Here is a 13,630-nt window from a genome sequence, read left to right as displayed (position 1 = left end):
TAAGCGCTTTCCCGGTCTCCGGTCAATGGTCCGATCATTACGAATTTCAATCGCCCGTGTTTGCCTCTGCGCGAGACTCGCCGTGCGTGGACCGGCTTAAGCATCCGATGTATGGTCGCCGCCGGAGGTAGGGATGACCGAGCAGCAACACCGGCCGACGGCACTTCTCGTGATGGAGGAACGCCGCCGCGGCGACGTATACCCCGAGGCCGTGGTGAAGGAGATCGAAACGCTGGTGGACCTGCGTGAGCCGCTCACCCGAGAGCGGCTGGCGGAGGACCCGTCGGCACTGGAAGGCGTCGAGATCCTGCTGTCCGGCTGGGGTGCCCCGGTGCTGGACTCCGTCCTTTTGGGACACGCGCGGGACCTGCGGGCCGTGCTCGTCGCGGCCGGCTCGGTCCGGCCGCTGACCACGCCCGAGTTCTGGGCGCGCGAGCTGCCGATCGTGTCCGCCGCGGCCGCGAACGCCGTCCCGGTCGCCGAGTTCACCCTGGCCCAGGTCCTCTTAGGACTCAAGCAGGTGCACCGCATCTCCCGCGAGATCCGGGAGCGGCGCGCCTATCCGCCGGATCCGCGGGTCGCGGGCGCCTACCGGTCCCGCGTCGGCCTGCTGGGCCTCGGCGAGATCGGTGCTCTCGTCGCGTCGCATTTGCGTGGTTTCGACGTGGAAGTGCTCGCGAGCGACCCCGTCGTCGACCCGGCGACCGCCGAAGGCCTCGGCGTGCGGCTGGTGGGCCTGGAGGAACTGTTCGCCACGTGTCCCGTGGTGAGCCTGCACGCGCCGCTGCTCCCGGAGACCGAAGGGCTGGTCGACGGTGAGCTGGTGGCCAGGATGGGTATCGGCGCGACCCTGATCAACACCGCCCGCGGCGCCGTCGTCGACGAGCGGTCGGTCGTCCCGGTGCTGGCCGAACGTCCCGATCTCACGGCGATCCTCGACGTCACCTGGCCCGAACCGCCGGAGCCGGACTCGCCGCTGTACACGTTGCCGAACGTGGTGCTCACCCCGCATCTGGCAGGCGCGCTGGGCGCCGAGCGTGCCCGGATGGGCGAACTCGTGGCCGGTGAGCTGCGGCGGTTCGTCCTCGGGGAGCCGCTGCGGCATGCCGTCGCGCCGGACCGGGCGCATCTGCGGGCCTGATGCTCGCCTTCCGGGAGACCGGCCCGTCCGGTGGGGTGCCCGTCGTCCTGCTGCATGCCCTGGGCAGCAATACGGGCACTTGGGACGATTTCGCCGGTCGCCTGGCTCGTCGTGTCGTGGCCGTCGACCTGCCGGGGCACGGCGACAGCGCCCACGTCGAGAACTACTCGCTCGACGCGATGGCCGACGGCGTCGCCGAGCTCCTCGGGGACGAAGCGGACCTGGTCGGCCATTCGATGGGCGGCCGGGTCGCCGTGCTGCTCGCCCAGAGGCTGCCCGGGAGGGTGCGGCGGCTGGTCGTCGAGGACGCGGGGCATCGGGTGCACGGCAGCAGGCCGGAGGAGTTCGCGGCGGTGGCGGGAGAGTTCCTCGGCCCGGCGTAATCTGGACATCTGCCTGGGGAGGGTGCGGTGGTCGTGTTCAGTTGTGCGGGCTGCGCCGCCGAACTGACCGTGCCGGTCTCGCCGGTCGCTCTCCCGGTGCACGCGCACAACCGTTACGGGCACGCCCTTCTGCCGCCGCTCATGCGGGCGGGGAGCTACGCCGTCGACCCCGAGCCGTTCGGTCCGCCGTGGCGACCGTGGAACGAGGCCGAAGCCGAAGCTCGAAGTCTGTTCGCGCCCGTCGGCCTGCTTTCGCACGGGCCCGCCGGATCGATCGTGGTCGCGCCGGGGGACACTCGCGGGACCGTGCTGATCCCGGAACGATGCGACGGCTACTGCTACGGCGTGGACGGGCGGGACGGCCCCAATCTCGCTTGCGCCCGGTGCGGCCTGGAAGTGGGGAGCCGGATCGACGACTGCTCGCGCTGGCAGGAGGTGCGGTTCCTCCCGGACTCCGTGCGGTTCGAACCGGCGGGAGAACCTCCTGCCGACGACTGGACCGTCGAAGGAGTACCGCCGGTCGAACCCTCAGGGGCGTGGAACGCGTATTGGGAGGCGGCCGTCGGTGACGCGCTGGCCCGTCTGTTCGCGGTTTCCGGCGGCGGGACGATCGCAGTGCAGGACGGCCTGGTCGCCGACGTCTTCGGCCCGGCTCTTGCCCTGCCTTCGTCCAGCTCACCGCATCGGGCTCTGGCGCTCGCGGGCCCTGGAGAGCCGGATGCCGACGACATCGCGCTCGTGCCGCGGCACCCGGTGACCGGGCGGCCGTGGCCGCATTCGGGCGCGACCGACGTCGTCCCGCTGGCGGCCGAGGTGTGGACGTGGCTGGCTTTCGGTCAGGACCCGGTGACCGCCCCGGCTTCCGGAGTCATGCCGGTGGGTGTTCTCCGGGACGACCCGCTGCCGAAGCATCCGAGCGGGCCCTTCTCGCCCGCACGGGACGTCTTCCTGCACACGCTGGCGCGGCTTCCAGCCGTTCGGCAGCCGTGGCTGAGGGCGATCTACGACCGGGTGATGGCGGGCGGCCCCGTCTCGAGGGTCGTATAACGACCTATACCGCTTGCCGTACGGCCGCGAGGCCCTCCTGCAGATCCTTGACGAAATACCCGGGGACCTCCAGCGACGGGAAATGCCCGCCTGCTTCGGGCGACCTCCAGCGGACGATCCGCCGGTACCGCTCCTGCGCCCAGGGGCGCGGATATTTCTCGATGTCGCGGGGATAGACGGTGATCGCCGCCGGGACGTCGACGCGGAGTTCGGGATCGAGGGAGTTGTGGCTTTCGTAGTAGATGCGGGCCGATGACGCGCCGGTCCGGGTCAGCCAGTACAGGGTGACGTCGTCGAGGATGCGGTCCCGGGAGATCGTCTCGAACGGGCTGTCCTCGGTGTCCGACCATTCCGCGAACTTGTCGAGGATCCAGGCGAGCAGGCCCACCGGTGAGTCGACGAGCGAGTAGCCGATGGTCTGCGGGCGGGTCGCCTGCTGCTTGGCATAGGCGGCGCGGTGATGCCAGAAGTCGTGGGTTTCCTCGGTCCACTCGCGCTCGGCCGGGGTCAGCCCCTCCGTCGTCAGCCCGGGCGGTCCCTCCGCGAACGTCGTGTGGATGCCGAGAACGTGTTCCGGGAACCTGCCGCCGAGGACCGTGGTGATGTTGCCGCCCCAGTCGCCGCCGTGGGCCGCGAACCTGTCGTAGCCGAGCCTGCCCATCAGTTCGACCCAGGCGGCCGCGATCTTTTCGGTTCCCCAGCCGGTGGTGGCCGGTTTGTCGCTGTAACCGAAGCCCGGCAGCGACGGGACCACGACGTGGCACGCCGGTGTGTCCGGGTCCGCCGGTTCGGCCAGTTCGTCCACCACATCGACGAACTCGGCGATGCTGCCCGGCCAGCCGTGCGTCAGGACCAGGGGAGTGGCGTCCGCGCGGGTGGACCGGCGGTGCAGGAAGTGGATCCCCAGGCCGTCGATGGTCGTGCGGAACTGGCCGATCCGGTCGAGGCGCTTTTCGAACCACCGCCAGTCGTATCCGGTGCGCCAGTAGTCCACGACCTCGATCAGATCGGCGAGCGGAACGCCCTGGCCCCAGCGGGGGACCGTCTCGGCTTCCGGTAGCCGCGCCGTGGCCAATCGCGCACGCAGATCGTCGAGGTCGGCGTCGGTCGCGTGGGCTTCGAAGGCTTGCACTTCGCTGGTCATGGGACCTCCTCTTCGGAACCGGCTAAGACGGTTCTAACAGTTCGCCCCGTCCGGGCGCAACCGGCTAAGGTGGTTCCATGCGTTCCGGCTTTCCCGACTTCCGCCTCGGCAGCGTGCTGGCGACCAGCTTCACGGCGACTCTGACGGAGCGTCGTGGTGAGGCCGTGGAGCGCATTCCCACACCGCAGCGGCTCGTGGACTGGCTGGCCGTGAGCGGCCTGGCCGTGGAGTCCTGCACCGCGGCCCAGCTCGACCTCGCCCGGGAGCTGAGGGAAGCGATCCACGCCGCCGCGACCGCGACCGCGACCCGGGAAGCCCTGCCTGCCGGCGCCGTCCAGGTCATCAACGACCGCAGTGTCCAGGGGCGGGCCGCGGCCGTCCTGACGCCCGACGGGGAACGGCGATGGCGGGTCGCCGACGTCGAAGACGCCCTGAGTGTGATCGCCGCCGACGCGATCAGCATCATCTCGGGCGAACGGGACGGGAAGATGGCCTTGTGCGCGTCGCCTACGTGTATGGCTGCCTTCTTCGACACCAGTCAGAGCCGCACGCGTAGGTGGTGTGACATGAACACGTGCGGGAATCGGCAGAAGAAGGCGCGGTTTCAGGCGAATCAGCGGAAGAACTCTGGGGGTTCTTGAGCGGGCTTGGGGGCGCGTTGCCGGAAAACGGCGACAGACCAGCCAGGCGGCAGTCCTGTTGGGCGGCCCGCGACGCGCTGCCCTGAAACGGTAATCGTTCTTACCCTGGCGATGGTGTGGAGTTGCCTGTGAGGCTAGCCCCGCCCAGTCTGTTGCCGGTAAACGGCGACGGACTCGCGTGCCCGGGACTTCGCTACGTGCTGCTTTGGGCAGTTGCCGGAAAACGGCAACCGGTCGGACGGCTGCGGTCGTACATGGCTGGCCCCGCCCAGCCCGTTGCCGAGAAACGGCGACACCCTCACGCGAGGTCGGCTCGCGACCCGGGCCATCCCGGCCCGTCGCCAGAAAACGGCAACCGGCTGATCACATGACGCTGAGTCCATAGCCGCAAACCGGCAACAGCTCACCAGTTCCGAACCCCAGGCGCATACCCCGCAGGCTTGTCCCCGACCTTCACCCCAGGCGACACCACCCAATTCTGATACTCGGCCGTGAACATCCGATACACCGACTCCGGCGGGACAGCACTCGCCTCGTCGAGGAGCGCCCGCAAATCCGGCGGCAGTTCGAAGTCCAGCGCCGCCATGCTCTTGCCCAGCTGCTCCGCACTGCTCGCCCCGACGATCGCGGCCGCGACACCCGGCTGCGTCGCGACCCAGTTGATCGCGACCTGCGCCATCGTGACACCGAGTTCTTCGGCGACCTTCTCCAGCGGCTTCAGCAACGCCCAGTCCCGGTCCGTCCACGACTTCCCGGGGTTCCCCGGATCGCTCAGCCTGCCTTGGCCGGACGGCGTCTCGCCCGGCCGGTACTTGCCGGTGAGGAATCCGCCTGCCAACGGGCTCCACGCGGTGACGCCGAGACCGAGATGGTGCCCCATCGGCACGTGTTCCGTCTCGATGGTCCGCTCGACGAGCGAGTAGGGCAGCTGAAGGTTGACGACCGGGGTCAGCGCGTTCGCCTCGGCGAAGCTCTGCGCCCGGGCGGCGTACCAAGCGGGTACGTCGGAAAGCCCGGCATAGCGGATCTTTCCCACGCGCACCAGGTCGTCGAACGTGCGCATCACCTCTTCGACCGGAGTGACGCGGTCCCAGGTGTGCAGCAGGAACAGGTCGACGTGGTCGGTGCCCAGCCGTCGCAACGACGCTTCGAGTGCCGTGATCAGATGTTTGCGGCCGTTGCCGCCGGCGTTCGGGTCGCCGGGGTCGACACTGTTGGTGTACTTGGTGGTGAGCACGACCCGGTCGCGCACGTTCGCCTCGGCGATGAGGCGGCCGAGGATGGTCTCGCTTTCGCCCGCGGTGTAGAAGTCCGCGGTGTCGACGAAGTTCCCGCCCGCGTCGAGATACTCGCGGAAGATCGGGCGGACCTCGTCCTCGGTTTTTCCGTATGCGGCATGGAAACCGCCGGTGCCGAAGTTCATCGTGCCGAGCGCGATCCGGCTGACGCGCAGTCCGGAGCGGCCGAGCAGGTAGTACTGATCGAGTGCCATGGGGAACTCCAGGATTTCAGAGACGGCTGAAGGCAGACTTTTCAGTGGTGTCCACTGTGGACGGGAACGACGAAGTTCACCGTCTTCTCGTCGAGGATCTTGTGCGTCGGATCGGCGAGACCGATCCACACCTTGTGCGGCCCCGCCGGCAGTGACTGGATGATCAGCGGTTCCCCGCTGCCGTCCGCCCAGTGCCACGCGGCGTCGTCGACGGTCACGTGGATGTGGCCGATCCGCGGCGAAACGTCCAGCGCGGCCGGGCCGTAGACCGGCACGATCCGGAGGTTTTCCGCCCGGTACCGCAGCACGACCAGCCCCATCGCCAGCTGTTCGGGCAAGGGCGCGTCCACGACCAGCGAAGGCGGCGGTTGCGAAGGCAGCGGCACGACGGGAGCGGGCGACCAGCCGGCGGCCGCACCAGGAGGTGCGGGCGCAGCCGGGGGAGCGCCGCACGCGGCGGTGAGCAGAACGGCGGTGGCGAGGGCGAGTTTCCCCAAGACGGGCATGAACTCAAGCTAGGACCGGCCTGCGGACCGCGGCGCCCGTCGGACGACGTCATCGGTGTACGTCACCGTGACACTTTCCGGTGATCGGCAGGTGAACCGGCCGGATCCGGGGAATACGCGGGACATCGACCCGCCAGGGGAAGAAAAGGAGAGAACGATGAAGTCTCGAATCGCCGCTGCGGCGGCCGCTGTCACGTTCTTGGTCTCCGCGGGCGCCTTCACCGCCTCGCCCGCCGCCGCGGACCCGGTGCCCGGCAGCCCGAATCAGTTCTACGCGTCGTGCGCGGTCGACCTCCTGGGCGTCCCGGTGGGTTGCCTGGAAACCGACGAGGTGCACGCGACGCATATCTGTCAGTACGTCGTCACTGCGTTCGGACTGGGTCTCGACTGCATCCAGCGCTGAACGGGAACCGGGCGGGCGTCCCTGCGACGCGCCCGCCCGGCTCCCCTTCCCGGTGCGGTTCACCGGTCACCGCACCGCGAAGGTCACACCCCGGTGACGGAGGCGATCCATTGCCGATGAGCGACGACATCGGTGTAGATCGTGTCGCCGGTACCGCACGACGGGCTGTTGTGCCCCGCGCGGCTCGTCGCGCCGGCCAGTGCGCCCTGGACGACCAGTGGTCCGCCGGAGTCGCCGTAGCAGGCGGTTTGGTAGTTCGTGCTGTAGACGCACAGTTCCGAGGACCCCTGGATGCCCTGGCAGCGGCTGTCCGGATCGATGCGGGTGTTCAGCTGCTTCAGGTTCGCGGGCGGCCTAGGTTCGCAGCCACGCTGTGGGCAGGTCTGGCCCCAGCCGTACAACGTGACCCCGGTCCCGGCCGCCGGCGAGCTGTCGGCGATCCGGATCGGCGCGTTCTGCACCGGCTGCGAGAGCCGAACCAGCGCGATGTCGTACGGTCCGGCCTGCCCGCTGTAGTACGGATGCTTGATCATGCGCGACGCCGAGGTCAGGACACCGCCGTACTGCCAGGTCTTCGAGCCGATGCGCAGCTGGAGCGTCTGCTGCGGGATGCAGTGCGCCGCCGTCACGACCCACTGCGACGCGATCAGCGAACCACCGCAGCCGTGACTGCCGTTGACCTGGAGCGACGCGATCCACGGGAAGTCGCCGGTCGCCTGTCCGCCGCCGACGATGGCCGGGCCGATCTCCGCCGGTTCCTGGGCTGCCACCGGCGACGACACGGCCAGCGCCGCCATGCCCGCGACCAGCGGGATCAGTGCGGCGCGCAGCAGGGTACGCAGTCTCATAAGGAGTCCTCCTCGACGTTGAAGGGGATGTGCGGGAATCACCTTCGCCGTGCCGGGGCTTCCCGAGAACTCCCGGCTTTGTATAGCGTTCGTCTATGGAACTCGGGTTCCGGCAGATGCGGGTGGTCCGCGCCATCGCCGAAACGGGGACGCTGTCCGCCGCGGCGGCCGCCCTCGGCCTGACCCAGCCCACCGTCACCGACAGCCTGCGCCGGGCGGAGCGGGTCGCGGGCGGTCCGCTCTTCCACCGGGACCGGCGCGGCGCACGGATCACCCCGCTCGGCGAACTGGTCCTCGCGCACGCCCGCACCGTGCTCGACGAGCTCGACCGGCTCGAATCCGCTTTGGACGGAAACCGGTACGGCACGTTGCCCGATCCGGTCCGGATCTGCGGGATTCCCGGGCAGCTGGTGGGGAATCTGGCGGTGGCGGTGCCGCGTGTGCTGTCCACCGGAGCGGAGGTGCGCGGCGCGCTGAGCGTGACGGCGGCGCTGGACCTGCTCGCCGACCACCGGCTCGAACTGCTCGTCGTCGTCGACTTCCCCGGCCATGTCCATGATCCGCCACCGGAGGTCGCGCGGGCGACGGTCGCGGTGGAGCCGTTGTTCGTGGCCGTCGCCGAACATCACCCGCTGGCGGGCAGTGCCGAGATCGCGCTGGGGGAGCTGGCCGGCGAACGCTGGTTGAGCGTCGCCGACACCGCGGACCTCTCCGACACGGAATTCACCGGATACCTGGGCGACGTGTGCCGGGCCGCGGGGTTCACCCCGGAGATCCGGACGCTGCCGCCGAGTGTCTGCGCGCAGTTGTGCGAACTGGGTGAAGCGGTCCTGCCCATGGTGCCCGCCGCCCGCCGCAGGAGCGGGATCGAGGTCGTCCCGTTGCGCGGGAACCCGTTGCGCATGACCACCCGGTTGTACTGGAACGAGCGAGGGCCGTTGGTCGGGGACGCCGTCCGTGCGCTGTGGGAAGAACTCGTGCGGGCGCAGCGCACCGTCATGGAGGCCCCGGAACGATACCGGACCTGGCTCGCCGACAATCCACAGTGGACGACCACTGTGGATTCCTTCGAGGAAGCACGCTCAGGTGCCGAGCCAGCCGGGATTGGCCGCCGCCCACTCGGGAAGGCGGTGCCGGATCGCGGCCAGCTCGGTGACCGCGTGCACCAATCCACTTCGGACAGTCTGGACGTCGACCGGTGAACCTTCACGCCACAGCAGAAGATGCCGCGTCCTCAGCGGAACACCCCGCAGGGCCAGCACGGAGCCGGGCATCGTGGAACCGGAGTCGAGGGACTGGGCCAGCGCCACCGCGCGAGGATCACGCCGGACGGTCTGCCGCAGCACCATCGGTTCCAGCTCCTGCACGGTGATCGCGCCGAGCCCCGCCCGGGCGCACTGATCGGTCAGGTGATCGTGGAACTCGTCGTCCCCGCCCGCGACCGCGAGCCAGGTCGAGCCGTCGAGTTCCGCCAACGACACCTCACCGCGTCCGGCGACGGGATGGTCCGGGGACACGATCACGAACACCGGCTCCGTCCCGACGGGAAGCATGTGGACACCGCCGGGCGGGACGATCTCCTGCCCTGGATGGTCCACGTACAGCGCCAGTTCCACCGTGCCGTCGAGAAGCGCGGAGAACAACGCCTTCCGGCTGGTCACCGCCAGCAGTTCGACCGGGCGGCCGGGCGCGGCCGCGGCGACCACGCCGCTCAACGTCTCGGCGAAGACCGTCGGGAGCGCCCCGATCCGGAGCAGCCCTTCCGACGGCGCGGTGTGGAACCGGCGGATCGCCAGTTCGAGGTCGTCCGCCGCGGCCAGCACGCGCCGCGCGTGGTTCAGCAGCACCTCACCCAGCGCGGTGGGCCGCACGCCGTGCCGGTCGCGTTCGAAGACCGTCCGTTCCAGCGCCCTCTCGACCCGATGCAACTGCGCGCTCAGCGCGGGCTGGGAAAGCCCGAGCGAGGTGGCGGCCTTCGCGATGCTGCCGGCCGACGCGATCGCGTCGAGGAGGCGCAGATGCCGGACATCGATTTCCACCGGCCAAGTATGGCCGTCCCCGGGACCGATGAGGGGGCTGATCACAGGTCGTCCTCGCTGATGATCGTGCGGAGTTTGTGCAGGGCGCGATGCTGGTTGACCCGGACCAGACCGGGGCTCACCCGAAGCACCGCCCCCGTTTCGGGCGACGTCATCCCGACCGTGATCCGCAACCGGAGGATCTCCTGCTGGATACCGGGAAGGGTGCTCATCAGCCGCCTCAACCGGTCGTGGCCGTCGGCGGCGATGGCCAGCCGCTCGGGTTCGTCGGTCTCGGGTGTCGCGCGTTCGGGCGGATCGGGGGTGGGTTCCGATCGGTCCCGGGCGCGCCGCCGGAAGGCAGCGGCGACCTTCCGGGCGGCGATCCCGAGGACGGCGGCGAGGAAGGAGCCGCCGGTCGTCTTCGCGGTGGGCAGCGCGGTGAGCACGGCGAGGCAGGTCTCCTGCGCGACGTCCTCGGCGGCGATCTCCCGCGCGTCCGTCCCGTCCATCCTGTTCCGGCAGTAGTCCGCGACCACCGGCTGGACGATGCTCATGAGCTCGTTCGTCGCCGCGGGGTCACCGCGGCGGGCGCGAGGGACGAGGGATTCGAGATCCGCCGCCCGCGCGTCGTCGTCAAGGGGAGGAGCCGCCCCCGGCGAGGTCGGGTCGCCGGGGGCGGTCCAGGTCAGGCGAGTTCCCAAAGCGCGGGCACGTTCGGCGGTTCCCAGCCGGGCAAGGAGGTGTGCGGCTGGATGACCCGGTAGTTGCTGCCGCCGTAGCTGGCGGTCGCGCCGGAGCCGTAGTACGTGTACGGCGCCCAGGTGCCGCCCGGCGGGTTCGACGTCGTCGGGCTGGTCGGGGTGGTGGGCGTGGTGGTGGTGCTGGACGGCGGGTTGCCGGTGACCATCAGCCGCAGGTTGTAGACGCTCAGGATCTCCGAGATCGGCTGGAAGTAGATGGTGCCGCCGGAGGTGCAGTTGCCGGAGCCACCGGAGGTGACGCCCTGCGCCTGGTCGCCGGTGATCCACGAACCGCCGGAGTCGCCGGGCTCGGCGCAGACGTTGGTCCGGGTCAGGCCGGTGATGGTGCCCTCGGGGTAGGTGACCGAGGTGTTCTTCTGCAGGATGGTGCCGCAGTGCCAGCCCGTGGTGGAGCCGGAACGGCAGACCGAGGAGTTGACCGCGGCCTCGGTCGAACCCGCCACCGGCACGGTGCCCGGGTAGCGGTTCACCAGCGCGCGCGGGGTGTTGCCGGCGTCGGCGCGGACCCAGGCGTAGTCGTTGCCGGGGAAGCTGGAGCCGGCGACGGTCCCGCTCGGGTTCGAGGTGCGGGTGCCGGTGGTGCCGCAGTGTCCGGCGGTGACGAAGCCGCCCTCGACCGGGAAGCCGATGGAGCAGCGGCCCGAGCCGAAGGTGTAGGCGTTGCCGCCGATGATGTCGATCAGTGCCCGCGGCTTCTCGGCGCTGGCCTCGATCCGGACCACATCGGACGGAACACCGGACTCGGCGGCCCACGACTTCGCGGCGGCCTCGCCACCGGCGTTGGCGAGCACGACGATCGAGTTGGTGGTGACGTCGGTGTACCAGCCGGGCACGGTCTTCGGTGCCTTGGTGGATTTCGCGTCCAGCCGCAGTTTCGCGGCGTCGAGGTCGGAGGCGCTGCGAGCGACTGTCTTCGGCGTCGCGCCCGCGGCACGCACCAGGTCGGCCTGGGCGGCGTCGGTGACGGCCACGGTGAGCGTGGTCCCGGTGGAGTCCAGCCACGATCCGGCATACGACGTGCCGAGCTGCTTCTTCAGCGTGTTGTCGGCGACCGCGGCACGCTGCTCGCTCGCGAGCCGGAGCTTGGCCTGTTCGGGGGTGATCTTCAGGTCGCGGGACATCGCGGCCAGCATTTCGGACTGGGCCTGGTCGCCGGCGGTGGCTTGTTGACCGGCGCTCGCGCTGGGGGTCAGGGCGATGGCGGTGACCAAGCCTGCCCCGGTTATGGCCGCTGCGGTCGCGGCTAAGATCTTTCTGTTCATTTCAACGCTTTCCTCGAAACGGCGGGGGAGGGGGATTCGTCCCCGACCGTACGAGGCGTATCACTCGACTGGTACATACCATTTGGGTCATATCGCCCGGCTGTGGCGCGGGGCGATATGGCGAGGTTCCGTGCTGATCCGGCCGCCGATTCCGTTGCGGTACAACGGTTTCGCCGTCTCCGGAAGAAGTGGTGCGCAGCCGCGCGAGATGCGCCGTCGCGGTGTCCACTGTCGTCAATACCGTACTTTTGAGGGGTAAGGCAAAGAGTTCTCACAGAGTGAGGAAGTGCCCGTCGTGCCGGAGGGGGCGCCGGCACGACGGGCACGGGTCTGGCGGACCTCAGCGGACGGTGCAGCGGTAGCTCGACGCCATCGCGGGATCACCGTGGCCGCGGTACCGCGAAACCTGCGGATACGGGCAGAGATCGCGGGTCTTGCCGCCGTTCGCCGCGGGCAGGGTCGCCGGTGCCTTGCCGTGTTCGACCCAGTCGACGAGCGCGCCCAGCGCGTTCGTCGGCGTGGCGCCGGCGCCGCCGCCGCAATGCGCGACACCCGGCGCGAGGAACAGCCGGTAGAAGTCGTTGACGCGCTTCGAACCGCCCAGTTCGCGCTCCACCTCGTGGCGATACCGCAGCGTGCCGCCCGGCGGGATGAGCTGGTCGTCGGTGCCGACGAAGGTGATCAGCTTGCCGCCCGCCCGGCGGAAGTCCGACAGGTCCGGATCGGAGGTCCCGATGACGTCGTCGTATTCCCGCACCGACTGGCGGAACAAATCGGCGAACTGGCGATAAGTGAGCTTCTCGGTGTCGAACCCGGGCTGCTTCTTCAGGAACGTCTGCACCCAGCCCACCGCGACCGGGAAGCCCGGAGCCGTCGTCACCGGGCCGAAATCCGCTCCCTTGGGCAGACCCGCCCAGAGCCGTCGTCCGTGCTCGTCGGTCGGTCCGGCCCAGATCTTGCGTACGACTTCGGCGTCCGCCGCGGTGACGGTGACCTCCTTGTCGCCGCAGAGCACCTTCGTGCCGATGAGGGACCGTGGATCGTAACCGCATTCGTCCGGCCGGTCGACGATGCCGTTCGTGACCCCGTCGCTGCCGTCGCAGGCCTTGATCGCGGCCTGCTGGAAGGCGGTGAAGACGCAGGTCGCCGGGTAGGTCTTCTCCTGGTTCAGCACGACTCGCGGCCAGAGCGTCGCGACCGCGAACTCGGCCCAGTGCACGGCGGGCGCGTTCGCCAGGACACCGTCGAAGTCGCCCGGATACCGCTGCGCTTCGGAGTAGCCCTGACGACCGCCGGTCGAGCAGCCGTTCCAGTACGAGTAGGTGACTTCCCGCTGGTAGAACTTCTGCGTCACGTCCTTCCCGACGAGGGCGGCCTCGTGCACGGACCGGGTCGCGAAGTTCGTCACGAGAGGCCTGTTGATCTCGCCGCGGGAGGTGAGCGCCCAGGACGTGTCGAGGAAGGTCAGGGGGACGCCGGCGTCAGTGGTCACGCCGCTGAAGCCGTCCTTGACCGCTTGGACGAGCGGGGCGCCGAAGTCACCGGCGGTGTACGCGCTGCCGCCGACCGCCTGAAGCCTGCCGGTCCACCCGGTCTGCGGCAGGGTGACGGCGACCTTGACGTGGTCACCCGCCGTGCCGTGGGTCAGGGTGACGGTGATTTCGCAGTACGCGGGCACGTCGGTGATCGTGGCGGGGGCCGTGAACGGGGTGGGCGGGAACGTGACGGTCCCGCCGGGCTTCTGCGCCGCCTGGACGGACTCGATCCGCGCCCCGTCCGGCGCCGCGACGGGGACCGCCGCGCACGACGCCGCCGCCGCTTGGGCGGGCGCCGTCTGGGTGACCGAGGTCAGCACCAGCGGCAGCAGGGCGGCCAGCGGTGCCGCCGCCAGGAACAACTTCTTGCGTCTCATCACTTTCCCGAAGCTAGGCCGATCGTGTTGACACGCCGTCTACATCCTGTGGACGCCGCCGGTCCTAAC

General features: G+C 69.8%; 14 protein-coding genes. 6 read left to right on the top strand and 8 right to left on the bottom strand.

The genetic code is table 11. The features are described 5' to 3' along the window. The first annotated feature begins 133 nt into the window (after positions 1 to 133). From AJAP_RS21455 to AJAP_RS21445, 3 genes are read left to right on the top strand one after another with little or no spacing between them, the layout of a single operon-like run. A complete protein-coding gene (locus tag AJAP_RS21455; protein WP_038514590.1) occupies positions 134 to 1,141 on the top strand; it encodes a hydroxyacid dehydrogenase in 1,008 nt (335 codons plus the stop codon). Next, complete coding sequence (locus tag AJAP_RS21450; protein ID WP_051972542.1) at positions 1,141 to 1,524, top strand: alpha/beta fold hydrolase; 384 nt, start codon at positions 1,141 to 1,143, stop codon at positions 1,522 to 1,524. The genes AJAP_RS21455 and AJAP_RS21450 overlap by 1 nt, the downstream gene beginning before the upstream one ends. Positions 1,525 to 1,551: 27 nt before the next feature. Beyond that, on the top strand, positions 1,552 to 2,571 hold the full coding sequence (locus AJAP_RS21445; RefSeq protein WP_038514587.1) for a hypothetical protein: 1,020 nt from the start codon (positions 1,552 to 1,554) through the stop codon (positions 2,569 to 2,571). 4 nt (positions 2,572 to 2,575) lie between these two features. Here the strand turns inward: AJAP_RS21445 and AJAP_RS21440 are convergent, their stop codons facing one another. After that, entirely contained in the window at positions 2,576 to 3,715 is a 1,140-nt protein-coding gene (locus tag AJAP_RS21440; protein WP_038514584.1) for an epoxide hydrolase family protein, read from the bottom strand. 77 nt (positions 3,716 to 3,792) lie between these two features. Between AJAP_RS21440 and AJAP_RS21435 the strand changes: the two genes are divergently transcribed. Continuing rightward, entirely contained in the window at positions 3,793 to 4,356 is a 564-nt protein-coding gene (locus tag AJAP_RS21435; RefSeq protein ID WP_038514582.1) for a CGNR zinc finger domain-containing protein, read from the top strand. Positions 4,357 to 4,759: 403 nt separating this feature from the next. Here the strand turns inward: AJAP_RS21435 and AJAP_RS21430 are convergent, their stop codons facing one another. Continuing rightward, a complete protein-coding gene (locus tag AJAP_RS21430) occupies positions 4,760 to 5,848 on the bottom strand; it encodes an aldo/keto reductase (RefSeq protein WP_038514580.1) in 1,089 nt (362 codons plus the stop codon). Between the two features lie 41 nt (positions 5,849 to 5,889). Next, positions 5,890 to 6,354, bottom strand: a complete 465-nt coding sequence (locus tag AJAP_RS21425) for a DUF6130 family protein (RefSeq protein WP_228694538.1) — start codon at positions 6,352 to 6,354, stop codon at positions 5,890 to 5,892. A 157-nt stretch (positions 6,355 to 6,511) separates the two neighbouring features. Between AJAP_RS21425 and AJAP_RS21420 the strand changes: the two genes are divergently transcribed. Next, positions 6,512 to 6,757, top strand: a complete 246-nt coding sequence (locus AJAP_RS21420) for a hypothetical protein (RefSeq protein ID WP_038514576.1) — start codon at positions 6,512 to 6,514, stop codon at positions 6,755 to 6,757. 83 nt (positions 6,758 to 6,840) lie between these two features. On the opposite strand, the gene AJAP_RS21415 is transcribed toward AJAP_RS21420, so the two are convergent. After that, complete coding sequence (locus tag AJAP_RS21415; RefSeq protein ID WP_038514574.1) at positions 6,841 to 7,605, bottom strand: S1 family peptidase; 765 nt, start codon at positions 7,603 to 7,605, stop codon at positions 6,841 to 6,843. 95 nt (positions 7,606 to 7,700) lie between these two features. Between AJAP_RS21415 and AJAP_RS21410 the strand changes: the two genes are divergently transcribed. After that, a complete protein-coding gene (locus AJAP_RS21410; RefSeq protein ID WP_148311540.1) occupies positions 7,701 to 8,807 on the top strand; it encodes a LysR family transcriptional regulator in 1,107 nt (368 codons plus the stop codon). On the opposite strand, the gene AJAP_RS21405 is transcribed toward AJAP_RS21410, so the two are convergent. The 4 genes from AJAP_RS21405 to AJAP_RS21390 form a co-directional block, all read right to left on the bottom strand. Further along, positions 8,688 to 9,644, bottom strand: coding sequence for a LysR family transcriptional regulator (locus tag AJAP_RS21405; RefSeq protein WP_228694537.1), 957 nt, complete (start codon positions 9,642 to 9,644; stop codon positions 8,688 to 8,690). The two genes, AJAP_RS21410 and AJAP_RS21405, sit on opposite strands and share 120 nt — an antisense overlap. Before the next feature lie 41 nt (positions 9,645 to 9,685). After that, positions 9,686 to 10,327, bottom strand: coding sequence for a sigma-70 family RNA polymerase sigma factor (locus tag AJAP_RS21400; RefSeq protein ID WP_228694536.1), 642 nt, complete (start codon positions 10,325 to 10,327; stop codon positions 9,686 to 9,688). Then, positions 10,312 to 11,649 (bottom strand): alpha-lytic protease prodomain-containing protein, encoded by a 1,338-nt coding sequence (locus AJAP_RS21395; RefSeq protein WP_038514566.1) that lies wholly within the window; start codon positions 11,647 to 11,649, stop codon positions 10,312 to 10,314. The genes AJAP_RS21400 and AJAP_RS21395 overlap by 16 nt, the downstream gene beginning before the upstream one ends. 340 nt (positions 11,650 to 11,989) lie before the next feature. Further along, positions 11,990 to 13,561 (bottom strand): tannase/feruloyl esterase family alpha/beta hydrolase, encoded by a 1,572-nt coding sequence (locus tag AJAP_RS21390; protein ID WP_038514564.1) that lies wholly within the window; start codon positions 13,559 to 13,561, stop codon positions 11,990 to 11,992. Between the last annotated feature and the right edge of the window lie 69 nt (positions 13,562 to 13,630).

Origin of the sequence: Amycolatopsis japonica, from assembly GCF_000732925.1 — a bacterium.
Lineage (GTDB): Bacteria > Actinomycetota > Actinomycetes > Mycobacteriales > Pseudonocardiaceae > Amycolatopsis > Amycolatopsis japonica.
Note: the sequence above shows the minus strand (reverse complement) of the source record. Positions and strands in the feature narration are given on the sequence as shown.